26 protein-coding genes are annotated in these 23,986 nt (G+C 65.9%); 12 read left to right on the top strand and 14 right to left on the bottom strand.

What is annotated here, in order from left to right; all coding sequences use genetic code 11:
- Window positions 1–860, top strand: an 860-nt coding sequence (locus HHL13_RS16510; RefSeq protein WP_169556688.1) for an electron transfer flavoprotein subunit alpha/FixB family protein, incomplete at its 5' end; no start/stop codon positions are given.
- Between the two features lie 7 nt (window positions 861–867).
- Entirely contained in the window at window positions 868–1,512 is a 645-nt protein-coding gene (locus tag HHL13_RS16505; RefSeq protein WP_169556687.1) for a phytanoyl-CoA dioxygenase family protein, read from the top strand.
- Between the two features lie 192 nt (window positions 1,513–1,704).
- Here HHL13_RS16505 and HHL13_RS16500 read toward each other — a convergent pair whose 3' ends face one another.
- From HHL13_RS16500 to HHL13_RS16490, 3 genes are read right to left on the bottom strand one after another with little or no spacing between them, the layout of a single operon-like run.
- Window positions 1,705–2,181 carry a hypothetical protein gene (locus HHL13_RS16500; protein WP_169556686.1) on the bottom strand — a complete coding sequence of 159 codons (477 nt, stop codon included), beginning with the start codon at window positions 2,179–2,181 and terminating at the stop codon, window positions 1,705–1,707.
- Entirely contained in the window at window positions 2,096–2,998 is a 903-nt protein-coding gene (locus tag HHL13_RS16495; RefSeq protein ID WP_169556685.1) for a hypothetical protein, read from the bottom strand. The genes HHL13_RS16500 and HHL13_RS16495 overlap by 86 nt, the downstream gene beginning before the upstream one ends.
- Before the next feature lie 10 nt (window positions 2,999–3,008).
- Entirely contained in the window at window positions 3,009–3,179 is a 171-nt protein-coding gene (locus HHL13_RS16490) for a hypothetical protein (RefSeq protein ID WP_169556684.1), read from the bottom strand.
- 82 nt (window positions 3,180–3,261) lie between these two features.
- Here HHL13_RS16490 and HHL13_RS16485 point away from each other — a divergent pair, with 82 nt between their 5' ends.
- On the top strand, window positions 3,262–4,017 hold the full coding sequence (locus HHL13_RS16485) for a sterol desaturase family protein (protein WP_169556683.1): 756 nt from the start codon (window positions 3,262–3,264) through the stop codon (window positions 4,015–4,017).
- Here the strand turns inward: HHL13_RS16485 and nhaA are convergent.
- Window positions 4,009–5,181, bottom strand: a complete 1,173-nt coding sequence (gene nhaA, locus HHL13_RS16480) for a Na+/H+ antiporter NhaA (RefSeq protein ID WP_169556682.1) — start codon at window positions 5,179–5,181, stop codon at window positions 4,009–4,011. The two genes, HHL13_RS16485 and nhaA, sit on opposite strands and share 9 nt — an antisense overlap.
- A gap of 69 nt (window positions 5,182–5,250) precedes the next feature.
- On the opposite strand from nhaA, the gene HHL13_RS16475 reads away from it, so the two are divergent.
- The gene (locus tag HHL13_RS16475) at window positions 5,251–6,711 is read left to right on the top strand and encodes a DUF389 domain-containing protein (protein WP_169556681.1); all 1,461 of its coding nucleotides are present in this window, start codon (window positions 5,251–5,253) and stop codon (window positions 6,709–6,711) included.
- Here the strand turns inward: HHL13_RS16475 and HHL13_RS16470 are convergent.
- Window positions 6,708–8,285 carry a lysine--tRNA ligase gene (locus HHL13_RS16470; protein ID WP_169556680.1) on the bottom strand — a complete coding sequence of 526 codons (1,578 nt, stop codon included), beginning with the start codon at window positions 8,283–8,285 and terminating at the stop codon, window positions 6,708–6,710. The two genes, HHL13_RS16475 and HHL13_RS16470, sit on opposite strands and share 4 nt — an antisense overlap.
- A 179-nt stretch (window positions 8,286–8,464) precedes the next feature.
- Between HHL13_RS16470 and HHL13_RS16465 the strand changes: the two genes are divergently transcribed.
- From HHL13_RS16465 to HHL13_RS16455, 3 genes are all read left to right on the top strand, one after another.
- Window positions 8,465–8,872, top strand: a complete 408-nt coding sequence (locus HHL13_RS16465; protein WP_169556679.1) for a surface-adhesin E family protein — start codon at window positions 8,465–8,467, stop codon at window positions 8,870–8,872.
- Window positions 8,873–8,939: 67 nt separating this feature from the next.
- On the top strand, window positions 8,940–11,672 hold the full coding sequence (locus HHL13_RS16460) for an ATP-dependent DNA helicase (protein WP_169556678.1): 2,733 nt from the start codon (window positions 8,940–8,942) through the stop codon (window positions 11,670–11,672).
- On the top strand, window positions 11,669–12,205 hold the full coding sequence (locus HHL13_RS16455; protein WP_169556677.1) for a histidine phosphatase family protein: 537 nt from the start codon (window positions 11,669–11,671) through the stop codon (window positions 12,203–12,205). Before HHL13_RS16460 ends, HHL13_RS16455 begins: the two co-directional genes overlap by 4 nt.
- On the opposite strand, the gene HHL13_RS16450 is transcribed toward HHL13_RS16455, so the two are convergent.
- From HHL13_RS16450 to rpmF, 5 genes are all read right to left on the bottom strand, one after another.
- The gene (locus tag HHL13_RS16450) at window positions 12,202–12,543 is read right to left on the bottom strand and encodes a MerR family transcriptional regulator (RefSeq protein WP_169556676.1); all 342 of its coding nucleotides are present in this window, start codon (window positions 12,541–12,543) and stop codon (window positions 12,202–12,204) included. The two genes, HHL13_RS16455 and HHL13_RS16450, sit on opposite strands and share 4 nt — an antisense overlap.
- A 10-nt stretch (window positions 12,544–12,553) precedes the next feature.
- Window positions 12,554–12,853, bottom strand: a complete 300-nt coding sequence (locus tag HHL13_RS16445; protein WP_169556675.1) for an integration host factor subunit alpha — start codon at window positions 12,851–12,853, stop codon at window positions 12,554–12,556.
- A gap of 182 nt (window positions 12,854–13,035) precedes the next feature.
- The gene (locus tag HHL13_RS16440; RefSeq protein WP_169556674.1) at window positions 13,036–14,007 is read right to left on the bottom strand and encodes a beta-ketoacyl-ACP synthase III; all 972 of its coding nucleotides are present in this window, start codon (window positions 14,005–14,007) and stop codon (window positions 13,036–13,038) included.
- Window positions 14,008–14,016: 9 nt separating this feature from the next.
- Window positions 14,017–15,048, bottom strand: coding sequence for a phosphate acyltransferase PlsX (gene plsX, locus HHL13_RS16435; RefSeq protein WP_169556673.1), 1,032 nt, complete (start codon window positions 15,046–15,048; stop codon window positions 14,017–14,019).
- A gap of 23 nt (window positions 15,049–15,071) precedes the next feature.
- The gene (gene rpmF / locus HHL13_RS16430) at window positions 15,072–15,251 is read right to left on the bottom strand and encodes a 50S ribosomal protein L32 (RefSeq protein ID WP_169556672.1); all 180 of its coding nucleotides are present in this window, start codon (window positions 15,249–15,251) and stop codon (window positions 15,072–15,074) included.
- Window positions 15,252–15,457: 206 nt separating this feature from the next.
- Between rpmF and HHL13_RS16425 the strand changes: the two genes are divergently transcribed.
- Window positions 15,458–15,856, top strand: coding sequence for an MAPEG family protein (locus HHL13_RS16425; protein ID WP_169556671.1), 399 nt, complete (start codon window positions 15,458–15,460; stop codon window positions 15,854–15,856).
- Here HHL13_RS16425 and HHL13_RS16420 read toward each other — a convergent pair.
- Complete coding sequence (locus tag HHL13_RS16420) at window positions 15,853–16,539, bottom strand: MBL fold metallo-hydrolase (protein ID WP_169557019.1); 687 nt, start codon at window positions 16,537–16,539, stop codon at window positions 15,853–15,855. The genes HHL13_RS16425 and HHL13_RS16420 overlap by 4 nt on opposite strands.
- A 64-nt stretch (window positions 16,540–16,603) precedes the next feature.
- Here HHL13_RS16420 and pabB point away from each other — a divergent pair, with 64 nt between their 5' ends.
- The 3 genes from pabB to msrA all read left to right on the top strand — a co-directional run bounded on the left by pabB (window position 16,604) and on the right by msrA (window position 20,380).
- Window positions 16,604–18,367 (top strand): aminodeoxychorismate synthase component I, encoded by a 1,764-nt coding sequence (pabB, locus tag HHL13_RS16415; RefSeq protein ID WP_169556670.1) that lies wholly within the window; start codon window positions 16,604–16,606, stop codon window positions 18,365–18,367.
- 36 nt (window positions 18,368–18,403) lie between these two features.
- On the top strand, window positions 18,404–19,603 hold the full coding sequence (locus tag HHL13_RS16410; RefSeq protein ID WP_169556669.1) for a pyridoxal phosphate-dependent aminotransferase: 1,200 nt from the start codon (window positions 18,404–18,406) through the stop codon (window positions 19,601–19,603).
- Between the two features lie 117 nt (window positions 19,604–19,720).
- Window positions 19,721–20,380, top strand: coding sequence for a peptide-methionine (S)-S-oxide reductase MsrA (msrA, locus tag HHL13_RS16405; protein WP_169556668.1), 660 nt, complete (start codon window positions 19,721–19,723; stop codon window positions 20,378–20,380).
- Between the two features lie 38 nt (window positions 20,381–20,418).
- On the opposite strand, the gene HHL13_RS16400 is transcribed toward msrA, so the two are convergent.
- On the bottom strand, window positions 20,419–20,832 hold the full coding sequence (locus HHL13_RS16400; RefSeq protein ID WP_169556667.1) for a DUF1489 domain-containing protein: 414 nt from the start codon (window positions 20,830–20,832) through the stop codon (window positions 20,419–20,421).
- 31 nt (window positions 20,833–20,863) lie between these two features.
- Window positions 20,864–22,267 carry a magnesium transporter gene (gene mgtE / locus HHL13_RS16395; RefSeq protein WP_169556666.1) on the bottom strand — a complete coding sequence of 468 codons (1,404 nt, stop codon included), beginning with the start codon at window positions 22,265–22,267 and terminating at the stop codon, window positions 20,864–20,866.
- Between the two features lie 110 nt (window positions 22,268–22,377).
- Here mgtE and HHL13_RS16390 point away from each other — a divergent pair, with 110 nt between their 5' ends.
- Complete coding sequence (locus HHL13_RS16390; protein ID WP_169556665.1) at window positions 22,378–22,830, top strand: peptidylprolyl isomerase; 453 nt, start codon at window positions 22,378–22,380, stop codon at window positions 22,828–22,830.
- Window positions 22,831–22,960: 130 nt separating this feature from the next.
- On the opposite strand, the gene HHL13_RS16385 is transcribed toward HHL13_RS16390, so the two are convergent.
- Window positions 22,961–23,848 carry a LysR substrate-binding domain-containing protein gene (locus tag HHL13_RS16385; RefSeq protein ID WP_169556664.1) on the bottom strand — a complete coding sequence of 296 codons (888 nt, stop codon included), beginning with the start codon at window positions 23,846–23,848 and terminating at the stop codon, window positions 22,961–22,963.
- Window positions 23,849–23,986: the final 138 nt, after the last annotated feature.

Here is a 23,986-nt window from a genome sequence, read left to right as displayed (position 1 = left end):
CGGCGTCGCAGCTGGGTGAAGTCCATCTCCTCGTTGCAGGCGCGGGCTGTGCCGCAGTCGCTGACGAAGCCGCGAAGATTGCGGGCGTGGGCAAGGTGCATCTGGCCGACGACGCTTCGCTGGCCCATGCGCTGGCCGAGAATGCCGCGCCGCTGATCGTCAGCCTGATGGACAGCCATGACGCCGTCCTCTTCCCCGCGACGAGCAACGGCAAGAACATCGCCCCGCGTGTCGCGGCTTTGCTCGATGTGATGCAGATCAGCGACATATTGTCGGTGGAAGGCGCGGACACGTTCACGCGTCCGATCTATGCCGGCAACGCCATCGCCACGGTCAAGACCAGCGACAAGAAGCTGGTGATCACGGTGCGCGGTACGGCATTCGCCAAGGCCGAAGCGAGCGGCGGCTCGGGCACAGTGGAAGCCGTTTCCGGCGCATCGGACACGGGCATCTCGAAGTTCGTGAGCGCAGAGATTGCGAAGTCGGAGCGTCCGGAACTGACTTCGGCGAAGATCATCGTCTCTGGCGGCCGCGCGCTGCAGAACAGCGAGAACTTCCACAGCATCATCGAGCCGCTGGCGGACAAGCTGGGCGCGGGCGTGGGTGCGTCGCGCGCCGCGGTCGACGCGGGCTATGTCCCCAACGACTATCAGGTCGGCCAGACCGGCAAGATCGTCGCTCCGGAAGTCTATATCGCGGTCGGCATTTCCGGCGCGATCCAGCATCTGGCGGGCATGAAGGACTCCAAGACGATCATCGCGATCAACAAGGACGAAGACGCACCGATCTTCCAGGTCGCAGACATCGGCCTCGTCGGAGACCTCTTCAAGATCGTCCCCGAACTGACGAGCAAGCTCTGAGGCCCGGTTGAACCTCGACGAACATGGGGCGGCGCACTTGTCCGGTGCGGCCGCCCCTTTTCTTGAGGCGCTGGAAACGGCGCTGGCCGGACAGCCCGCCGATCAGGCCGGCATCCGCTTGTATGGTGTCACCGGACTGGCGGCGATCCTCGATTCGATCGGAAGTCGCGCCGCGCAACTTGCCGGCCGGCGGCCGGTCCGCGCGATCCTGTTCGACAAGAGCGAATCGACCAATTGGGCGCTCGGCTGGCATCAGGACCGCACCATCGCGGTGCGGGCGCGGGCCGAAATGCCCGGCTACGGTCCGTGGTCAATCAAGGCGGGGCTCCGCCATGTCGAGCCGCCCTTCGCGCTGATCGAGCGGATGTTGACCATCCGCATCCATCTCGACTCCGTGGACGAGACTAACGCCCCGCTACTGATCGCGCCGGGATCGCACCTGATGGGCCGTATCCCCGAAACGGAGGTCGAAGCGACCATTGCCCGGTGCAGCACAGCGACGTGCCTCGCCGATCGCGGCGATATCTGGCTCTACGCCACCCCGATCCTCCACGCCTCCGCCACCGCGACCGCGCCAAGGCATCGCCGGGTGCTGCAGGTGGACTATTCGGCCGACATCCTCCCAGCACCGCTTGAGTGGCTGGGCATCTGACGTCAGCCGTTGGCATCGAGTATCTGTTCGGTGCTCAGCCGCTAGTGCGGATGGCGCACACCGCGAACCCGCGAGCGGTAGTCCCCCCCCTCGCGCGCGAATGGAAGAATCGAAACTCACTCGCCCTCCCCGTCCGGACCCCGGGACGCTGGCAGGGTGGCAAGAGGCGGGCAATCGAATCCGGCGGAGCTCTCAGGCGTCGCGCATCCACAGACCGAGGCGGCTCAGGTCGGGAAGATGCGCGTTGCATGCCGGGCTGAGCGCGATGGCGATCTGCACCGGCCGTTCATAGGCGATGCCGATCATCGCTAGCTGGCGCTGGGCATAGCCTTCGAGCGTGGGACGCAATCTCGCGGGCTGATCTGACAGGCTTCCGCGATAGCCGAAGCGGAGCGCCCCATAGGGCTTCGCGCTGAGCATCAGAACCGGCATCGTCTGGCCCGACTGATCGCCGCTGCGCGCCATCAGCCGGCAATCGCCACGGCGGGCATGGACGACATGGCCCAGCCCGCGAACCTCGATCCGGGTGGTGAAGCCTGCCGCGTTCAATTGTGCGGCAATCGTCGTCGCCAGCCGTTGCTCGTCAGGCAGTTGCGGCCGAGTCGCCAGCGCCTTGAAGCCCAGCGTCAGACCGCTCAGCAGGCAGAACCAGAGGCTCGTAACGATCACTGCCCGCGACAATTATGCCCCCTCCGATCACCAGTCCGCCAGCAATCAGCGCCAGCCATCCGAACATGCCCGCGCCCGCGCCGACATGCCAGTATTCGAAATCGCTTTGATTCGCGGCGATCGTCGCGAGCCTGAGACAATTGACCCCGGCCATCGTTGCGACACCGGCGATGCAGACGGCCATCAGCCGAGGCGTGATCGACAGGCGGAGCAATTGAGTCAGTGTCGCCCACAGGATGACCGCCAGCGAGATATTGTGGAGCGACGAGCAGGACGGGCTGATCGCGAACCGGTCGCCCGATCCGCTGAACGCGACGGTATTGCCCAGCACCGGGCTGCCGGCGACCTGACCGACTACCCAGGCATCGAGACCCAGCAGTTGCGGCGCGAATACCGGCAGCAGAATCCTGCCCCACAACAGGGTCCCGGTGACGGCGAGAAGAATGATCGCCATGCGGCGTTCGCGCGAGCGGGCCGGGCCCTGGACGAAGAGATAGGCGGCGGCGATCAGCGTCGCGATCGACCCGGTCATCGGATAGGGTAGCAGCGCGCCCAGCAGGACCGCACCCGCAACCAGCTTGTCAGTCGGCGTAATGCGCGGCCCGGCGCCCTCGCGGGCAATCGTGGCGACAGCATAAAGCGCGAACCAGAAGACCGCGCTGACGCCGGCAAGCCCGAGCAGCGCCGCCAGCGTGCCCCCTGCACCGATCGAATCGAGAATGATCGCGGCCATTCCATTGACGGCCGCCAGCGCCGCGCAAAAGGCGAACAGCCGGGGCCGGTCGCTCAGGACCGGCCCCGGGATAGAGATATTCAACGGCGCGGGTTTACTTGAAGCGGCGGCGCAGCACGCGATAGCCGACCGCAAGCGCGGCCATGCCCGCGAGGCCGAGACCGACCACCGGAGCGGGGCTGGGCGGAACGCCCGCGAAAGCCGGAGTGGCGGCGACAAGCATGACGCCAGTGATGGCAATCGTTCCGAAATCGAATTTGCGCATGTCCATCTCCCAATTGCTTAGAGTGCGAATTTGCCACATCGTTACCGCAGCGTAAAGGCGATCTGGAGGCGCACGACACGGCATGACCGGGCTGCTGGTTTTCCTGATTTCCTTCGCGGTGCTTGCAGTCGCCGAACTGATCTGGCGCGCGCGGGCAACCGACGACAGCGGGCAGCGGCTGGCCACCAATTTCCTGCTGGGCGCGGTCAACATCGCGATTGCCGCGGCCCTTCCGGTGAGCGTGCTGGCGACGGCCGTCTTCGCCGGGTCGCAGCGGATCGGGCTGATGAACCAGGTCGCATTTCCCGCAGTCGCGGCGCTCCTCGTCACGCTGCTGGCCCGCACGCTGACCGGCTATTGGGTCCACCGGATGGTGCATGCCCGCGCGTTGCTGTGGCGGTTTCACCGGGTCCATCATGCCGATCGAGAAGTCGATCTCTCTACCGCGCTGCGCAACCATCCGGGCGAACTGATCCTGATGATTACAGCCCTGGGCGGCGTGGCTCTCGTGCTGGGAGCGCCACCCTGGGCAGTCGCGGCAATCGAAACAGCGATTGCCACCGCCAACCTGTGGAGCCACGCCAATTTGCGGCTCACTCCGGCGCTCGAGCGGATACTGGGTCGCGTGCTGGTCACGCCGGGACTGCATCTGGTGCATCATTCGGCCAGCCGCGCCGAGTGCGACAGCAATTATGGCGAGCTGCTGACGCTGTGGGACCGGCTGTTCGGGACGTTTCGCGAACTACAGCCGGTCGCGCGGATCGGACTGGGCAGCGCCAGCGACGCGCATGCCGACCATCTGCTGCGCCAGCTCAGATCGCCGTTCGAATCACGCTGAAGCGCCCCGCCCGCTCGTGCGCAGGACGAGGTAGCCCGCCAGCGCCGACAGGAGGGACCCGGCCAGCACGCCGATCTTCACTTCGTCGATCAGTTCGGGCCGTCCCGGAAAAGCGAGGCCGCCGATGAACAGGCTCATGGTGAAGCCGATGCCGGCGAGCAGCGCCATGCCATAGACTTGTATCCAGCTCGTTCCCGCAGGCTTCGCGGCGAAGCGGGTCTTGGCCGCCAGCCAGATACTGCCGAAGATGCCGATCTGCTTGCCCACGAACAGCCCGAGCGCGATGCCCAGCGGTAGCGGGGCGAGCAGGATCGCAGGGCTCATCCCGCCAAGCGAGACCCCGGCATTGGCGAAGCCGAACAGGGGAACGATGAGGAAGGCAACCAGCGGGTTCAGTACCGCCTCGAGCCGATGCCGCGGCGCATCGGGGATCGCCATCGCCGCCGCCACCCCCGCGATCGTCGCATGTACGCCCGACAGGAATACGAAGTACCACAGCAAGGCCGCCAGCAGCAGATAAGGCGTCAGCCGTTCCACGTGGAACCGCGCCAGCGCGAACATGGCAGCCAGCACCAGCGCCGCTGCGCCGAGCGACGGCACGTCGAGATGCGCGGTATAGACCAGCGCGATGATCGCCACCGCGCCCATATCGTCGACGATCGCGATGGTGACGAGCAGCAGCTTGAGCGAAGCCGGTGCGCGTCTGCCGAGGATCGCGAGCAACCCCATCGCGAAGGCAATGTCGGTCGCGGCAGGGATCGCCCAGCCGTTCGACAGGCCCGGTGTCGACGCCGTGATGCCAAGATAGAATATCGCGGGCACCGCCATTCCCGCCACGGCGGCCAGTACTGGCAGGCGGCGCTGCTCCCATGTCGTCAACCGCCCGCTGCTGAATTCGCCCTTGATCTCCAGCCCGACGAGCAGGAAGAACACGGCCATCAGCGCATCGTTGATCCATAAGTGCACCGTCATCGCCCCGTGCGCCGGAGCGATTACCGGGCCCGTGACGGCATGGAGCGTATGGAAATAGATCTCCGCCCAAGGCGAGTTGGCGACGATCAGCGCCAGCGCGGACGCCACCATCAGCACGATCCCGCCCGCCGCCTCGGACTGCACGAAATCGCGCAGCGGGGACACGGTCGATCGTTTGTGAGTTGCGGTCATGGTCTGCTGCTCCCTGCCGGTACCTCCTATCGCCTGGAGTCGCGGTGCAGAACCCCTTAAGATCCACCGATGAACGCAAGCATCGACACCGACCGTTTCCCGCTATGGCGATGGTGGCGCCGCACCATCGTCCGCACCGTCGACCATGTCGGCGTGATGGAAAAGGTGCGCAACGACGGGCATTGGAGCGGGCGCTACGCTTTCATGATCCTGATGTCCGGCGGCATCGCGATGCTGGGTTTGTTGCTGTCCTCACCCGCCGTGGTGATCGGAGCGATGCTGATCTCGCCGCTGATGGGGCCGATCATCGGTTTGGGCTTCGGCCTTGCCACTTTCGATTCGAGAGAAATCCGGGCGAGCGCGATTGCGTTGCTCGGCGGGATCGTGCTGGCGGTCCTGTTCTGCGCGTTGATCGTAATCTTCTCGCCGCTTCAGAATGTGACCGACGAGATCGCCGCACGGACGCGCCCGAACCTGTTCGACCTGCTCGTGGCACTCTTCTCCGCACTGGCCGGGGCCTATGCGATGATTCGAGGCAGGGAGGGCACGATCGTGGGCGCGGCGATCGCGACGGCGCTGATGCCGCCGCTGGCAACAGTCGGCTTCGGGCTGGCCATCGCCAACTGGACGGTGTTTGGCGGAGCGCTGTTGCTGTTCTTCACCAACCTGATGACCATCGCCCTTTCGGCCGCACTGATGGCGCGCATCTATGGCTTCGGCACGAGTCTTTCGCCGCAGCAGACGATGCTCCAGACCGTGTTGGCCCTGATATCCTTCGCGGCATTGGCGGTGCCGCTCGGCCTGTCGCTCAAGCAGATCGCGTGGGAAGTCGGCGCCGGGCGCCAGGCACGCGCCGTGCTGGCTGCGCAGTTCAGCCCGGACGCGCGGCTGAGCCAGGTCGATCTCGACTATGCCGCGCACCCCTTGCGCGTGGTCGCCACGGTGCTGACGCCCGAACTCCGCCCCCAGGCCCAAGCCGAAACGGCCGAAGCGCTTACGCGCCTGTTCGACCAGCCCGTCGAGGTCAAGATCAACCAGTATCGCGTCGGGACCACGGCCCAAGCCGAGGCCAGCGCGATCAAGAATGCCGAAGGTCAGGCCGGATCGGCCGAAGCCGTAACCGTCCGCCTGACCAACATGCTTTCGGTGATGGCAGGCGTCGATCCCGATCAGGTGCTGATCGATGCCGCCAAGCGACGCGCCTATGTTCGCGCAACGCCATTGCCGGGCGCGAACCTGACTGCCTATCGTACGCTCGAAGCCCGCCTCACCACAGCCGAGAAAGGCTGGCAGGTGATGCTGGTACCGCCAAGACTGCCGCTCGGTGAAATCACGGTGAGTGAGGATGGACCGGACAAGACCGGGCTCGCCGACGCCGCCTGGGCCGCGGTGCGCCGGGGCGAACCGATCGAGATCAGCGGCCCGGCGACACTGGCCGACACGGTGGAGGCATCGCTGAAAAGCGCCGGCGTCACGACATTGCGGGGCGCGGAAAGTGGCCCGCTCAGGCTACGCTGGTCTACGCCCTAGGCTTTCGCCAGAGCCTCTGCGATCAGCTTGCGGCTGTTCTCCACGCCGTAAAGCGCGATGAAGCTGCCCATGCGCGGCCCTTGCGAGCTGCCCAGCAACGTCTCGTACAGTGCCTTGAACCAGTCGCGCAGGGCTTCCTTGCCGAAGCGCGCCTTGCCGATCTCATAGACGATGTTCTGGATGGCCTCGGCATCCGCATCGTCGCCGAGCGCGGTAAGCTGATCGTCGAGATCCTGCAATGCCTGCACCTCGACGCCCTCGGGCGCGCGGCGCACCGGCTTTTCCGCCACGTCGCGCACATAGGCGATGGCGTAGCCGATCAGCGCGTCGAGCGCGGGCCACTTCTCCGGCGTCGCATCGGGCACGTAATTGGCGAGATAGCCCCAGACCTGTTCCTTCGTGGCCTCACCCATCACGCCGACGAGGTTGAGCAACAGGCCGAAGGTGACCGGCAGCGTCTCGGCGGGGGGCGGGCCGTTATGGATATGGTGGACCGGATTGCCGAGCTTCTGGGCGATTTCCTGCGCCCCGTAATTGCCGCGGAACTGCCAGTAATCGTCCACCGCGCGCGGGATCAGGCCGAGGTGCAGCGCCTTGGCCTTTTTCGGCTCGCGATAGATGTAGAAGGCAAGGCTCTCGTCGGGACCATAGGTCAGCCATTGCTCGATCGAGAGGCCGTTGCCCTTGGTCTTCGAGATCTTCTCGCCCTTGGCGTCGAGGAACAGTTCGTAATTGAACCCCTCGGGCGGGCGGGCGCCAAGCACGCGCGCGATCTTGCCCGACTGGATCACCGAATCGATCAGGTCCTTGCCCGACATCTCGTAATCGACGCCAAGCGCGATCCAGCGCATCGCCCAGTCGGCCTTCCATTGCAGCTTGGCCTTGCCGCCCAATATGGTCTGCTCGATCCGCTCGCCCTCATCCATGAAGGCGATCATGCCGGTCTCCACGTCCAGCACCTCGATCGGCACCTGCAACACGATGCCGCTCTTCGGGCTGACCGGCAGCACCGGCGAATAGGTCGCCTGACGCTCGGCACGCAGCGTGGGGAGCATCACGTCCATAATGCCCTGATAGTTGCGCAGCACGCCGCGCAGCGCGTCGTCGAACTTGCCCGATCCGTAATAGTCGGTGGACGACACGAATTCATATTCGAAGCCGAAGCGATCCAGGAAATCGCGCAGCATCGCATTGTTATGATCCGCGAAACTGTCGAACTTGCCGAACGGATCCGGCACCCTGGTCAGCGGATGGCCGATATAACGCGCCAGCATGTCGCCGTTCGGCACATTGTCCGGCACCTTGCGCAGCCCGTCCATATCATCGCTGAACGCGATCAGGCGGGTCGGGATATCCGACATTTCCTCGAACGCACGGCGCACCATCGTGGTGCGCAGCACTTCGTTGAAGGTGCCGATATGCGGCAGGCCCGAGGGACCATAGCCGGTCTCGAACAGCACATAGCCCTTTTCCGGCGCGCCATCGGGGTAGCGTTTCAGCAGCTTGCGCGCTTCTTCGTAAGGCCAGGCCTTGGATTCGAGTGCGGCGGCGCGGAGGGCTTGCTTGTCGGTCATCGTGAGGCGCGTCTAGCGAAGAGCGGCGCGGGGTGCCAGCGCCAGAGACCGGTCAATCGCCCGCGCGGGGCCACGGAAACCGGCGCAGCTTACCCCGAACGGGGGTTACGGACAGCGGAGCGGAGTGCGAAGGCGCAGATTTTCCGGGGAAAGACAGATCGATGCCGCTAATTCCTGCCATGTTCGCGCTCTTGTTCGCCACCAATGCGCCTGATCCCCGATGGCATTATATCGACGGCACCGATCGCATGGCGATGTATGTCGAGGCGGGCACCATCACGATCGAAGGCGACACAAGATCGGTGCTGACGTTGAGCGCCTATGCCCAGCCGCGCGCGAACGGCGCGTACAACATCGCCGTGACAATGGGCTTTCACTGCACGAAAAAGCTGTTCCGGACGATCGAGTTTGCCGCGCTGGATGCCGAGGGAAACATATTGGTCAGCGAACCATCGCCGACTCCCGAATATCGCGTGCCGGGCGAAGGCAGCTATAACGATCAGGTAATGCGCTTCGTCTGCTTTGGCGAAGGCGGGACGCGAGTCGACAATCCGCTGAAGGATGCCGAGTGGCGCTTCTGGGACTGAACCGCGCGCGCTGACCCCGCACGAACCGGGTATTCACTCGGAACGAAAAGTGTACAGAATAGCCCGGATGTCCCTCGCCCTCCCCTACCCCGCGCTCCATGCCAGCCATAGCGGCGTATGGGTGGCGCTGCCGGACGGCGAAACGCGCGCGGTGGGGCGTGGCGAAGCGATCCGGATCGCGGCGGATACGCCGACGATCCTGCTCAATGCGCCGCTGATCGGCCAACGGCTCGGCCATCCCGAGATCAACGGGCTCGACCTGCTCGAGCTGTTCGCCTTCCTTCGTCCCGCCCGTTTCATGGTGCCGACGCCCCGGGGGCTGGCGCGCGCCGCGGGCCTTGCGCCGCCGGCAAGCGATGCCGAAGTCGCACCGTTCCTGCGCGACGCGGCCGAAGCACTGCTGGCGATCACCGGCGGCGACTGGCCCGAGCGCGAAGGCGCGTGGCACGCGGCGCAATCGCTGTTCCGGCTGCGCTGGCCTTGGGGTCCGGCGGTGTCCCAGCGGCTCGACAAGCCCGAGCGCGCGGAACGCTGGCTCTATTCCAAGCTGCCCGAATGGAGCGAGCAGCCGCCCCGCCCTGCCCCGCGCACGGTGACCCTGCACGACGAAGATGTCGCGGCACGGCTGGCGCAGCTGACCGGGCAAGGCGCGGAGCAGCGCCAGGGGCAGCGCGACTATGCCAATGCCGCGGCGCGGGCATTCGCGCCGAGGGAGATGCGCGATTCGCCCAATCTGATGCTGGCCGAAGCGGGCACGGGGATCGGCAAGACGCTGGGCTATCTCGCCCCCGCCTCGCTATGGGCGGCGCAGGCCGATGGTGCAGTGTGGGTCTCGACCTTCACCAAGGCGCTGCAACGCCAGCTGTCGCACGAGACCGAACGGTTGTTTCCCGATGGCGAGACCCGCAGGAAGCGGATCGTGACCCGCAAGGGGCGCGAGAACTATCTGTGCCTGCTCAATCTGGAAGATGCGCTGCAGGGCGGTTTCGCCGGGCGCGCGGCGATCCTGGCGCAACTGGTGGCGCGATGGGCCGCCTATACCGCCGATGGCGACATGATCGGGGGCGACTTGCCCGGCTGGCTGCCGGTACTGTTCCGCCGCAACGGATCGACCGCGCTGACCGACCGGCGCGGCGAATGCGTCTATGCCGGGTGTCCGCATTACCGGAAGTGTTTCATTGAGCGCGCGGCGCGGGCCAGTGTGGATGCCGATATCGTCATCGCCAACCATGCGCTGGTGATGGTCAACGCGGCGCGGGGGCGCGAAACCAGCGCGCGGCCGACGCGATATGTGTTCGACGAGGGACATCACCTGTTCGACGCTGCCGACGCGATGTTCTCCGCCGCACTCACCGGTCAGGAAGCGATCGAGTTGCGTCGCTGGATCACCGGCCCCGAATCCGGATCGCGCGGACGGCGGCGCGGATTGGCGGCACGACTGAGTGACGTCGCCAGCTATGACAGCGAAGGCGGCGAAGCAATCGCGGCCGCTGTCACCGCCGCGCAAGCGCTGCCGGGCGATGGCTGGCTCCAGCGGATGGGCGAAGGCCAGCCCTTCGGTCCGGTCGAGTCGCTGCTGGCTGCGGTGCGCGGACTGGTGTTCGCTCGTGACGAAGGCGGGGCCGACGCGGGGTACGGGCTGGAAACCGAACTGGCCGAACCGGACGCGGTGCTGGTCGAAGCGGCAGGCCCGGCCGGAGCCGCGCTCGACGCGCTGCTCCGCCCGATGGTGACCTTGGGCCGGCGGCTCGAAGCGGTGCTCGCCGAAGCGCCCGACTGGATGGACGGACAGGCCCGCGCGCGAATCGAAGGGGCGATCGCCTCGCTCGGCTGGCGCACCGAAACAGTTGGCGCGTGGCTGGCGCTGATCGCGCGGATCGGCGGGCCGGCGGATTCCGAATATGTCGACTGGCTGGCGGTCGATCGCGTCGAAGGACGCGAATATGATGTCGGCCTGCATCGCCACTGGCTCGATCCGGCGAAACCCTTTGCCGAAACGGTGCTCAAGCCCGCACATGGCGCCGTCATCACTTCGGCCACGCTGCGCGCGGGGGGCGACTGGGAACTGGCCGAGGCGCGGAGCGGCGCATCGCACCTGATGCGCCCGCCCGGCCGGTTCGAAGCGCTGAGCCCGTTCGACTATGGCGAGCAATCCGAAGTGCTGATCGTCACCGATGTGAAGCGCGGCCACCTCCCTGCCCTCGCGAACGCCTATGCCCGGCTGATCGTCGCGGCGGAGGGCGGGACGCTGGGGCTGTTCACTGCGATCCGCCGGCTGCGCGCGGTGCACGCGCGCATCGCCGACCGGCTGGCGCGCGAGGGGCTGCCGCTGCTGGCCCAGCATGTCGATCCCATCGACACAGGCACTTTGGTCGATATCTTCCGCGACGATCCGCGCACCTCGCTGATCGGCACCGATGCGCTTCGCGACGGGGTGGACGTGCCCGGCCATTCGCTGCGGCTGGTGGTGATGGAAGGCGTCCCCTGGCCCAAGCCGACCGTGCTCCATGCGGCGCGGCGGCTGGCGGGGGGCGGCACGGCCTATGACGACCGCATCGTCCGCGCACGGATGGCACAGGCATTCGGCCGGCTGATCCGCCGCGCCGACGATCGGGGCACCTTCGTCCTTCTCTCGGCGGCGATGCCCTCGCGCCTGTTGAGCGCCTTTCCCGCGGCGACGCCGATCGCGCGCGTGACGCTGGACGAAGCGGTCGAGCGAGTTCGTCTTTCCTTGGCAACACGCTTGCGGCATGAGGCCCGGGCGACCAACGATGCGACCACCGATCCGGAGCAGGCATGAAGACGCTCACCTTGCTGCGACACGCCAAATCGGGATGGGACGATCCGGTCGCGCGCGACTTCGATCGGCCGTTGAATCCCAAGGGCCAGCGCGCGGCGGTGGCGGTCGGCCGCTACATGAAGGCGATCGGGCTGGAATTCGACCATGTCATCGCCTCGCCGGCGGTTCGCGTGGTCGAAACGCTCGACCATGTCGGGCAGGGCTATGGCAGCGACCTCGCCCCGGCATGGGACCAGCGCATCTATCTCGCCTCGACCGCGACGTTGCTCGATCTGATCCTCGAATTGCCAGAAGGCGCGAATCACGTGCTGCTGGCGGGGCATAATCCCGGGCTGGAGGAGCTGGTGCTGACACTGGTGCCCGACGGGGTGCCGCTGCGCGACGATGTCGAGATCAAATTCCCCACCGCCAGCCTCGCCGAGATGCGTTTCGACACTGATAATTGGGAAGGCGTGAAGCCCGGCAAGGGCGAACTGATTCGCTTCACCCGTCCGCGCGATCTCGATCCCGCATTGGGCCCGGGGAAAGACTAGCCTTCGTCGTCCTCGAGCGCCTTCACCAGCGATTCGCGGATCGATTCGAGACTGCCGGCCGAAAAGGCCTTGGGCGATGGCGTCTTTCCACCCTTCTCCGCAGCCAGCAATTTCTGCACGCCGCGAATCGTATAGCCTTCGTTGGTCAGCAGATCATGGATTCGCTTCACCAGCGCGACGTCTTCAGGGCGGTAATAACGGCGATTGCCCGCACGGGTGAGCGGACGCAGTTGCGGGAACCGCGTTTCCCAATAGCGAAGGATGTGCTGAGGCCGGCCGATCTCTTCGGCCAATTCCCCTATCGTGCGCAGCGCGCCAGCGGCCTTGGGCGCTGGCATCGTGACACCGTCAGCCGGCCGAGACGATGCGATCGCGCATCATCTGGCTGGCCCGGAAGGTAAGCACGCGACGCGGAGCGATCGGAACTTCGACGCCCGTCTTGGGATTTCGGCCCACCCGCTCGCCCTTGTCGCGCAGGATGAAGCTGCCGAAGCCGGAAATCTTGACGTTCTCGCCCTTCGACAGGGCTTCGCACATATGGCCGAGAATTTGCTCGACCAGCCGTGCCGCGTCAGCCCGCGACAGACCGACTTCGCGATGCAGCGATTCGGCCAGGTCGGCCCTGGTCAGCGTGCCGGCGTCGGCCATGATCGGCGTTCTCCTGTTGGAACTGCAATGCACGATCTAACAGATTGTGCACGGCCCGCAAATGGGAACATTACTATGCTGTAACAATCGGGCGCGACTGTCTCTCGTCTCGCCGAATCATCTTTGTGCGGTTCAGCTTCGCTGAACCGGTTGCGGCACCGGGCAGGTGCCGCAGTCATCAATCAAAAACGAACGACCGCCGCGCCCCAGGTAAAGCCGCCGCCCATCGCCTCCAGCACCAGCAGGTCGCCCTGCTTGATCCGGCCGTCGCGCACCGCGGTGTCGAGCGCCAGCGGGACCGATGCGGCGGAAGTATTGGCGTGCTGGTCGACCGTCACGATCACCTTGTTCGAGTCGAGGTTCAGCTTGCGTGCGGTGGCGTCGAGGATGCGGGCATTGGCCTGATGCGGCACGACCCAGTCGACATCGGAAGGCTGGAGACCGGCTGCGGCGAGCGATTCTTCCATCACCGAGGCGAGATTGACCACGGCATGGCGGAAGACCTCGCGGCCCTTCATCCGCAGCTTGCCGACGGTGCCCGTCGTCGAGGGGCCGCCATCGACATAGAGGAGTTCGTTGTGACGCCCATCGGCGTGAAGCCTGGTGGCGAGGATGCCGCGGCCTGCCGATTCGTCCGATTCCTGCGCCTGGAGCACGATTGCGCCCGCGCCATCGCCGAACAGGACGCAGGTGCCGCGATCCTCCCAGTCGAGGATGCGGCTGAACGTCTCGGCGCCGATCACCAGCGCGTGACGCGCCGCGCCGGCGCGAATCATCGAATCGGCAACCTGCAGCGCGTAGAGGAAGCCCGAGCACACCGCCGCCACGTCGAACGCGACGCAATCGTCGATGCCGAGCGCGGCCTGCACCTTGGTCGCGGTGGCGGGGAAGGTCTGGTCCGGCGTGGCGGTGGCCAGCACGATCAGATCGATTTCCTGCGCCGCGAGCCCCGCAGCGGCCAGCGCCGCCTTTGCCGCACCGGTCGCCAGCGTACCGGTGGTTTCATCGGGCGACGCGATGTGGCGGAACTTGATGCCGGTGCGCTCGACGATCCACTCGTCGGTGGTGTCGACGGTCTGCGCGAGCTCCGCATTGGAGACGCGGCGGGCCGGAAGCTCAGTGCCCGTACCGATGATGACCGAACGCAACGTCATTGCTTTGCCTTATGCCGCTTTGGCTTCGAACTTGCCGAGATCCTCGGCAATCCGCCGTATCAGATCGTCCTGAAGCATCTTGGCCGCAAATCCAATCGCCGTGGCGACGCCGGTCTCGTTGGCGCTGCCGTGGCTCTTCACGACAATGCCGTTCAGGCCGAGAAAGACCGCGCCATTGTGATTGTTCGGATCGAGATGGTGACGGAGCAATTCGGTGGCGGGCCGCGAGATCAGGAAGCCGATCTTCGAGCGAGTCGAGCTGGTGAAGGCGCGCTTGAGCAGGTCCGCCACGAAGCGCGCGGTGCCCTCGACCGTCTTGAGCGCGATATTGCCGGAGAATCCGTCGCACACGATCACGTCGGTTTCGCCGCGCGACAGCTTGTTGCCTTCGATGAAGCCCCGGAAATCGAGTCGCAGATGGCCAGCCCCCCGCAGCGCGGCGGCGGCTTCGCGGATATTCTCGGTGCCCTTCATCTCTTCGGTGCCGATGTTGAGCAGCGAGACGCGGGGACGCTCCAGATCGAGCGCGGTGCGCGCATAGGCGGCGCCCATCACCGCGAACTGGACGAGATTGCGCGCATCGACTTCGGTATTCGCGCCGAGATCGAGCATGACCGTATCGTTTTCGCCCAAGCTGGGCATCAGCGCGGCAAGCGCGGGGCGATCGATACCCTTCATCGTGCGCAGCGACAGCTTGGCCATCGCCATCAGCGCGCCGGTATTGCCCGAGGAGACGGCGGCGCCGGCCTTGCCCTGCTTCACCAGATCGATGGCGATTCCCATCGACGTGGTCTTGGCGCGCCGAATCGCCGCGCTCGGCTTGTCTTCCGAGGACACGACTTCGGGCGCGTGGACGATCTCCGACGCGGCCGTCAGGTTGGGATGAGTCTTCAGACCTTCGCGGATCTGCGCTTCGTCGCCGACGAGGTAGAATTGCATCCCCTCGTAGCGACGGCGCGCAGCCGCCACGCCGGCCAGCATCACGGCTATCCCCTCATCGCCGCCCATCGCATCGACGGCGATTCGCGAGGGTTTTGTCATGCTGTCAGCCCCCCGTTTTCGGCTCAAGCCTCGACGGAGAGGATCTCGCGGCCGTTATAATGGCCGCAGGCGCCGCACAGCACGTGCGGACGCTTGAGTTCGCCGCAATTCGGGCACTCCTGGAACGCCTCGACCGACAGCGCATCGTGCGCCCGGCGCATGCCACGCCGCGACGGCGAGGTTTTTCTCTTGGGAACGGCCATTTCGGCAACCTTCTTCGAAAACTACAGCAAAACTCAGGTCGCGATACGCCCACGGGGTTCTTCGGACAAGCGACGGCAAAGCCGATCGCTCGCCGGACCAGTGGACAGGTCACGAAGCGAGCGAGCGCCTATACCGATTCTTCGCCGCGTTGCAAGGCTGAGAAGCCCGTGGCAAGCCGGAACCCTCGGGAGAGGGGGAGTTTATAATGATCTTGTTGCCTGTCACGCTCAGCGCCGCGGGAGCCGCCGCGCTCATCAACACCTGGCTCGGCATCCGTATCGGCCGGGTCCGCACCACCGAGAAGATCTCGATCGGCGACGGCGGCAACGAAAAGCTGATGGCGCGGATGCGCGCGCAGCTGAATTTCGCCGAATATGTGCCGATCGTGCTGATCCTGATCGGCCTGATCGAGCTGGCGGCGGGCACGCGCGGATGGTTGTGGGTGATCGCCATCGCCTTTATCGCCGGGCGAATCTGCCACGCGTTCGGGATGGACGGCTGGATGCCCGGCCGCATGATCGGAATCGCGACGACGATGCTGACCATGATCGGCCTGGGCGTGCTGGCGATCAGCGCGCCGTGGATCTGGCTCTCGCTGAACTAGGCTTGGGCGAGCACCGAATCGGCGACATAGGGATTCGTCCGCCGTTCATGGGCGAAATTGCTCAGGGGACCGTGTCCGGGAACGAACACGGTCTCGCCGCCCAGCGGCCATAGCCGCGTGACGATGGCGTCGAGCAGGTCCTGATGATTGCCCATCGGGAAATCGGTGCGGCCGATCGATCCCTGGAACAGCACGTCGCCCACCGTCGCGAATTTCGACGGGGCGTGGTGGAACACGACATGACCGGGCGTGTGGCCGGGGCAATGATAGACGTCGAGCACGAGATTGCCGACGGTCACCCGATCGCCGTTGACCAGCCAGCGATCGGGCTCGAACGGGGTACCGCGCACGCCATATTTGCGGCCGTCATCCTCGAGCCGCGCGATCCAGAAGCGATCGCCCTCGTGCGGCCCCTCGATCGGCACGCCAAGCTCCTTCGCAAACTCGCCCGCCGCGCCGCAATGGTCGATATGTCCATGAGTCACGAGGATTTTTTCGATGGTGACGTCATGGTGCTTCGCGGCGGCGCGCAGCTTTTCCAGATCGCCGCCGGGATCGACGAACGCGCCCTTCTTCGTTTCGGTGCACCACAACAGGGTGCAATTCTGCTGGAGCGGCGTGACCGGCACGACAGCAGCGCGCATGGGCGGATTGGCGGGCGGGTTTTGCGGCGAACTCGACATGCCCGGCAGATAGGCAGCAACATGGGGTTGCGGCAACCGCCCGCGCGCTGCATTCGGGCTGGGCATGTTGCCTGCCCCTCCTTTCGTACTGCTCGACGATGCACGGCCGGACGGCGCGGGCGCGCGGCTCTATGCCGACCCGGTCGAGATCGTCACCGCGCAGGGCGAGGATGAGGTTCGCGCCGCGCTGGAGCGGATCCGCGCCAGCGGGCTCGATGCAGCGGGGTTCCTGACCTACGAGGCCAGCGCGGCGTTCGAACCCCGCGCATGGCCGCAACCTCCGGGCGGCGCGACGCCGCGCCTGTGGTTCGGCCTGTTCGAAGGCTATCGGACGGTCGACGCGGCGGCGCTGCTGCCCGACCCCGCCGGCGCCTGGGCGGGGACACCCGAGCCGCGGATTTCACGCGCCCGATATGGCGAGCAGTTCGCGCGCGTCATCGAGCTGATCGAAGCCGGCGACATCTATCAGGCGAACCTGACCTTCCGCGCCGGAGTCCGCTGGGCGGGATCGCCGGCGTCGCTCTATGCGCTTATTCGCAGCCGCGCGGCGGCAGGCTATGGCGCGCTGGTGGCGACGGGCGACCAATGGCTGCTGTCCTTCTCGCCCGAGCTGTTCTTCGCGGTCGAAGGCGGTGTCCTGACCGCGAAGCCGATGAAGGGCACTGCCCTGCGCGGCGAGACCGAAGCCGAGGACCAGCGGCTGGCCGACGAACTGCGCGACGATCCCAAGCAGCGCGCCGAGAACCTGATGATCGTCGACCTGATGCGCAACGATCTGAGTCGCGTCGCGCGCGCAGGCAGCGTACAGGTACCCAAGCTCTTCAGCGTTGAGCAATATCCGACCGTGCATCAGATGGTTTCGACCATCACGGCCGAACTGGATGAGGGACTGGACGCGATCGATGCCCTGCAGGCCATCTTTCCATGCGGATCGATCACCGGCGCACCCAAGGTGCGGGCGATGCAGATCATCGGCGAAGTCGAGGGTGCGGCGCGCAACGTCTATACCGGCTCGATCGGGCGGATCGACGCCGCCCAGGATGGCAAGTGCGGCGACGCGATGTTCAACGTCGCGATCCGGACGCTGACCGTGGACGCCACCAGCGACACCGCGATGCTGGGCCTCGGATCGGGCGTCGTCGCGGATTCGCGGGTGCAGGAGGAATGGGACGAGTGCCTCGCCAAGGGCGCGTTCGTGACCAAGGACGAGAGTCCGTTCGACCTGATCGAGACGATGGCGTTCGATCCCGAGTCGGGCATCGCGCTGCTCGAGCGCCACCTCGCCCGGATGAAGGCCAGCGCGCAACTGTTCGGGTTCGAGTTCGACCGGCATGGCGTGCGCAACGAACTGCAGGCGGCGACCTTCCGGTTGCGCGAAGCGTCGCGGGTAAGGCTGCTTCTGGCGCGTTCGGGGGCGATCGCGATCGGAATCGCGCCGATGCCGGCAGTGCCCGAGGGGCCGGTACAGGTCGCGATCACCCGAATAGAAGTTGCGCCGGACGACTTCCGCCTGGCGCACAAGACCAGCCGCCGCAGCCTTTACACGCGCGTGCCCGGCGCGTTCGAGACGATCTACACCGACGCGGACGGCTACCTGACCGAAGGCAGCTTCACCTCGATCTTCGTTGAGCGAAACGGCGTGCTGGTGACGCCGCCGCTGTCGCGCGGGCTGCTGCCCGGCGTCTTGCGCGCCGAACTGATCGAGACGGGCAGGGCAGTCGAAGGCGACCTGAGGCCCGCCGATCTCGAATCGGGCTTCTTTATCGGCAATGCCCTGCGCGGACTCGTATCCGCCGTTACATTTGCGCATCGCAACATCGCGACGTAAAGGCGCGGCGCCCACTCCAGAAAGGCGCTCATCCTCATGAAGACTTCCGCCGCGCTCGACCGCATCCAGCCTTCCGCCACGCTCGCCATGACCACTCGCGTCAATGAGCTGAAAGCGCAGGGCATCGATGTGATTGGCCTCGGCGCGGGCGAGCCCGATTTCGATACGCCCGAATATGTCCAGGAAGCCGCGATCGCCGCGATCCGCGGTGGCAAGACGCGCTACACCAATGTCGACGGCACGCCCGAGCTGAAGGCGGCGATCGCCGCCAAGTTCCAGCGCGACAACGGCCTGACCTATGCCGCGAACCAGATCAGCGTGAACGTGGGCGGCAAGCACACTTTGTTCAACGCACTGGTCGCCACAGTGCAGCAGGGCGACGAAGTGATCGTCCCGGCCCCCTATTGGGTCAGCTATCCCGACATCGTCCAGTTCGCAGGCGGCACCCCGGTGTTCATCGCCGCGGGCGCGGACCAGAACTACAAGATCACCCCCGCCCAGCTCGACGCCGCGATCACCCCGCGCACCAAGTGGCTGATCCTCAACTCGCCGTCGAACCCCACCGGAGCCGCCTATTCGGCGGCCGAGCTCAAGGCGCTGGGCGAAGTGCTGGAACGGCATCCGCATGTGTGGATCATGGCCGACGATATGTACGAGCATATCATCTATGACGGCTTCGAATTCGCGACCATCGCGCAGGTCTGCCCGTCGCTCTACGAGCGTACGCTGACCGTCAACGGCTGTTCCAAGGCCTATTCGATGACCGGCTGGCGCATCGGCTTCGCCGGTGGCGCACCCTGGCTGATCAAGGCGATGTCGAAGCTCCAGTCGCAGTCGACCAGCAACCCCTGCTCGATCGCGCAGGCAGCGGCGACCGCGGCGCTGAACGGCGACCAGAGCTTCCTCGCGGGCCGCAACGAAGCGTTCCGTGGCCGCCGCGATCTGGTCGTGTCGATGCTCAACGCGATCGACGGCATGACCTGCCCGCTCCCCGAAGGCGCCTTCTACGTCTATCCCGAATTCTCGGGACTGATCGGCAAGACCACGCCCAAGGGGCAGGTGATCGCGACCGACGAGGACATGATCGGCTATTTCCTCGATGAAGCGCGCGTCGCGGCCGTCCACGGCGCGGCGTTCGGCCTCTCGCCGGCGATGCGGATCAGCTACGCAACGTCGGAAGCGATCCTGACCGAAGCCTGCACCCGCATCCAGACCGCCTGCGCCGCGCTGCGCTGAGTGGTTTTGCCGGTTCGGCCTCGCTGAACCGGCTGCGGTGCCAGCCTCGACAAGACTCCTTGCATCCGCCGGAAGCGTCACGATCTATGGAGTCGTGAAGCTTTCGGGGATGTGTCGATGAGGAAATTCGCTCTCACCCTTGCCGCCGCGGCGGGTCTTGCCGCTCTCGCAGCGAGCGGCGCGCCCGCCGTCTCTGCCGAGCGCGCCGTCTCGATTCCCCCGCCGCGCGTCGACGTGACCGCCAGCGGCCTTCAGGCGGCGGTGTTCGCCGGCGGCTGTTTCTGGGGCATGGAAGCCGTGTTCGAAGGCGTGAAGGGCGTCCAGTCGGTCACGACGGGCTATGCCGGCGGCACCAAGGCGACCGCGACCTATGATCAGGTCTCGAGCGAGCGGACCGGCCATGCCGAGGCGATCCGCATCGTCTATGATCCGTCGAAGGTCAGCTATGGCACGCTGCTGCAAATCTATTTCTCGGTCGCGCACGATCCGACCCAGTTGAACCGTCAGACGCCCGACGAAGGGCCGAGCTATCGCTCGGCGATCTTCCCGCAAAGCCCGGCGCAGCGGCAGGTTGCGGGCGCCTATATCGGCCAGCTCAATGCCGCGAAGGTCTATCCCAGGCCGATCGCCACGCGGGTCGAGACGGGCCAGTTCTACCCCGCCGAGGCCTATCATCAGGATTTCGCGCGGCGGAATCCGAGCCATCCGTACATCGTGCGCTGGGACAAGCCCAAGGTGGCAGCATTCCGGGCGGCATTCCCGTCGCTGGCCAAATAGGCGGCTGTGCTCCGGCCTTCGCCGGAGCACAGGGACTCTCAGATAAGCCCCATCGAGGCGAGCTCACCGACCAGATGCGGCGGCATCTCGTCCACACCGCCGGCGGCGTCGCCCAGATCGACCGGGGCATCGGCGCCTTCGAGATAGCGCCAGCCCTGATGCGCGCGCTTGGGCCGGGCCTGGACGAGAATCAGGCGGGATTCGAGGATGATCGCGGTGCGATTTCCCTCTGCCTCGCCGAAGCCGAGGATCGGCGAGCGGCCGACGAGCTTGTGCTTGACGATCCAGAACAGCGATCCGCCCTCTTCGCCGAGGATCTCGGCGTGGCGCTTGGGCAGATAGCGCGTCGTCATCTCGAACCGGTCCGACACGGCGGCGCGGCCGGCGAGGCGCTGGATCAGCGTATCGATACTGTCGCAGCCAAAGGCGACCTTGGTGAGATGAAGCGGCACGCGACTGATTTGGGTGCGAAGGGGGTCGCGATCAACCCGCGAGACCTGCCGCAGTGGCAAGGCCGAGGAACACGAGGAAGCCCATCGAGTCGGTGGTCATCGTCACGAAGATCGACGAAGCGACCGCCGGATCGGCCTTGAACCGGTCGAGCGTCAGCGGGACGATCACCCCGGCCAGCCCCGCAATCACGATGTTCACCAGCATCGCCGCGGCAATCACCCCGCCGAGCTGGGGGTTCTGGAAGACGAGCGCCACCGCGCTGCCCAACACCACCGCGATCGTGCCGCCATTCATCAGCGCAACCATCAGTTCGCGCCGGATCGTGCGCATGCTGTTCGAATCGGTCAGCTGATTGGTCGCCAGCGCGCGCACCGTCACCGCCATCGTCTGGGTCCCGGCATTGCCGCCGACGCCCGCGACGATCGGCATCAGCGCGGCGAGGATCACCATGTGCTGGATCGTGCCTTCGAAGAAGCCGATGATCGTCGCGGCGACCAAAGCCGTACCCAGATTGGCGATCAGCCAGCGGACGCGCGCCTTGTACGATTCATAGACCGGCTCGTTGATGTCGCCATCGCCGGCGCCCGACAGCAGCAGCGCGTCTTCGCCGGCTTCCTCGGAGATGATGTGGACCACGTCGTCGACGGTGATCACGCCGACCAGCCGGCCGCTGGCATCGACCACCGCAGCCGAGATCAGCGCGTATTTCTGGAAGCGCAGCGCGACTTCTTCCTGATCCATCTCGACCGGGATCAGCGTCTGTTCGCGCTTCATGACGTCAGAAATCGAAACCGCGCGCGGGGTGCGCAGGATCCATGACAGCGCACAGGTGCCGATCGGCTTGTGCGCGGGATCGACCACGAAGATTTCCCAGAAATCCGTGGTCAGATCGTCGTTCTTGCGCATGTAATCGAGCACATCGCCGACGGTCCAATGCTCGGGCACCGCGATCAGCTCGCGCTGCATCAGGCGGCCGGCGGATTCCTCGGGATAGGAAAGCGCTTCCTCGATCGCGGCGCGATCGTCGGGCTCCATCGCGCGGAGCACCTCGCGCTGGTCGGCCGGCTCCATATCCTCGATGATCGCGACGGCATCGTCGGTATCGAGTTCGGCGGCGATGCCGGCGACTTCATGCGGCTCGAGCGCGTCGATCAGGTCCTCGCGGACATAATCGTTCATCTCGGCGAACACGTCGCCGTCGAGCAGGTCGGCGACCGCGCGGGCCAGCGCACGGCGGTCCTCGTGCGGAGTCAGCTCGAACAGATCGGCGATGTCGGCGGGGTGGAGCGGATCGACCAGCGCATGCGCCGCTTCGTCGTCGCCGGATTCGACGGCATCGAGCACCGCGCGGACATATTCGGGCTTCAGCCGGTCGTCCTCGTCGAGCTCGCTTTCGGCGGGCGCGCCCTGCGGTTCCAGTTCGGTCTCGCTCATCGTCCGACCTCCCGTGTCCGGCCTGCTGGTCCGGCCCTTACCGTTGGGAGGAGGATTTGCAAGTCGGGGACATCACGCCTACCTGCGTCGGCAAATTCCAGGAGTATCCCATGTCCGAGTTCAACACCCTCCACTTCACCCTCGATACCGGCGAAGTGACGATCAAGCTGCGCCCCGATCTGGCCCCCAAGCATGTCGAGCGCATCGCGACGCTCGCCAATTCGGGTTTCTATGACGGCGTGGTGTTCCACCGCGTGATCAACGGTTTCATGGCACAGGGCGGCGATCCGACCGGCACCGGCATGAGCGGTTCGAAGGAGCCCAATCTGGCACAGGAATTCAGCAGCGAACCGCACGTCCGCGGCGTCTGCTCGATGGCCCGCACCAACGATCCGAACAGCGCCAACTCGCAGTTCTTCATCTGCCTCGACGATGCGACCTTCCTCGACCGCCAGTACACGGTGTGGGGCGAAGTGACTGCGGGCATGGAGAATGTCGACAAGCTGCCCAAGGGCGAGCCACCGCGCGAGCCGGGCAAGATCCTGAAGGCGCGCGCCGAGTAAGATTTCCCTCTCCCCATCGGGGAGAGGGTGACCGAACGAAGTGAGGTCGGGAGAGGAGAAAGCGCGGCGCAATCCGTGAACTGCCTCTCTCCCAACCCTCTCCCCGATGGGGAGGGGGCTTTTTTATGCCCTATTCCAGCGCGCCCAGCGCCCCGATCAGCCAGTCGTGGAAAATCCGCACCGGCCGCTGCGTCAGCGCGCGCGGACGGCAGACGAACCAGTAGCTGTAATTGCTCTCGACCGTGAGATCGAACAGCTGGACCAGCCGCTCGTCGCGCGCTTCCTCGAAATGCGATTCGAGCATGAACGCGACGCCGAGGCCCTGCGCCGCGGCTTCGAGCATGAGCGTGCCCGAATCGAAATGATCGACCGCGGCGGGCTCGAGATCGGGCAGCCCCGCCGCCGCGCGCCATTGCGTGAAGGTATCCGCCATGTCCCGATGGACCAGGGCGGTAAGGCCGGCGAGCTGTTCGGGCCGGGTGACCGGATTTGGTCCCTCGACCATCGACCGCGCGCCGATCACGTGCACCCGGTTGCGGTCGAGCCGTTTGGCATAGAGGCTGGGATCGATGTCGCGCGCGAGCACGATCGCCGCGTCGAGCCCATCGCCGAGCCGCGCCACGCCATGCCCGCCGGTATCGACGTCGAGATGCAGTTCGGGATGGCGGCGTTTGAGATCGGGGAGGTGGCGCATCAGCCGCTGCGTCGCGAAAAGCGGCAGGATGCCGAGGCGCAGGCGCAGCAGTTCCGAACCGCTGGTCATGGTTTCGACCGCATCGGTCATTGCATCGAGCGCGGGCGCGATCAGGCTCAGCAGGCGCTCGCCATCGTCGTTGAGCCGCAGCGCCTGATGGCGCCGCTCGAACAGGGGCTTGCCGATAAAGCGCTCGAGCGATTGCACCCGACGGCTGAGCGCCGGCGACGAGAGCGCGAGTTCTTCGGCGGCGGCCTTGATCGAGCCCAGGCGCGCAACCTGCACGAACGCCTCGATGGCGGTTAAGGGAGGAAGCCTACGCATCGCTCTCTCGTTTGTGCGCTGCGTCAGAGATAATCGCGAGCGATTTTTCCAACTTCAGCAGTGAATCAGGCCGGTGAGTGTGTATCGCCTCTCCTAAAGACGATTGCAAGCCGTGCAACCGCAATGGATTCTTTTCGC

The sequence above is a fragment of the Sphingomonas sp. G-3-2-10 genome (genome assembly GCF_012927115.1).
GTDB lineage: Bacteria > Pseudomonadota > Alphaproteobacteria > Sphingomonadales > Sphingomonadaceae > Sphingomonas.
This window is presented reverse-complemented; position numbering and strand designations above follow the sequence as displayed.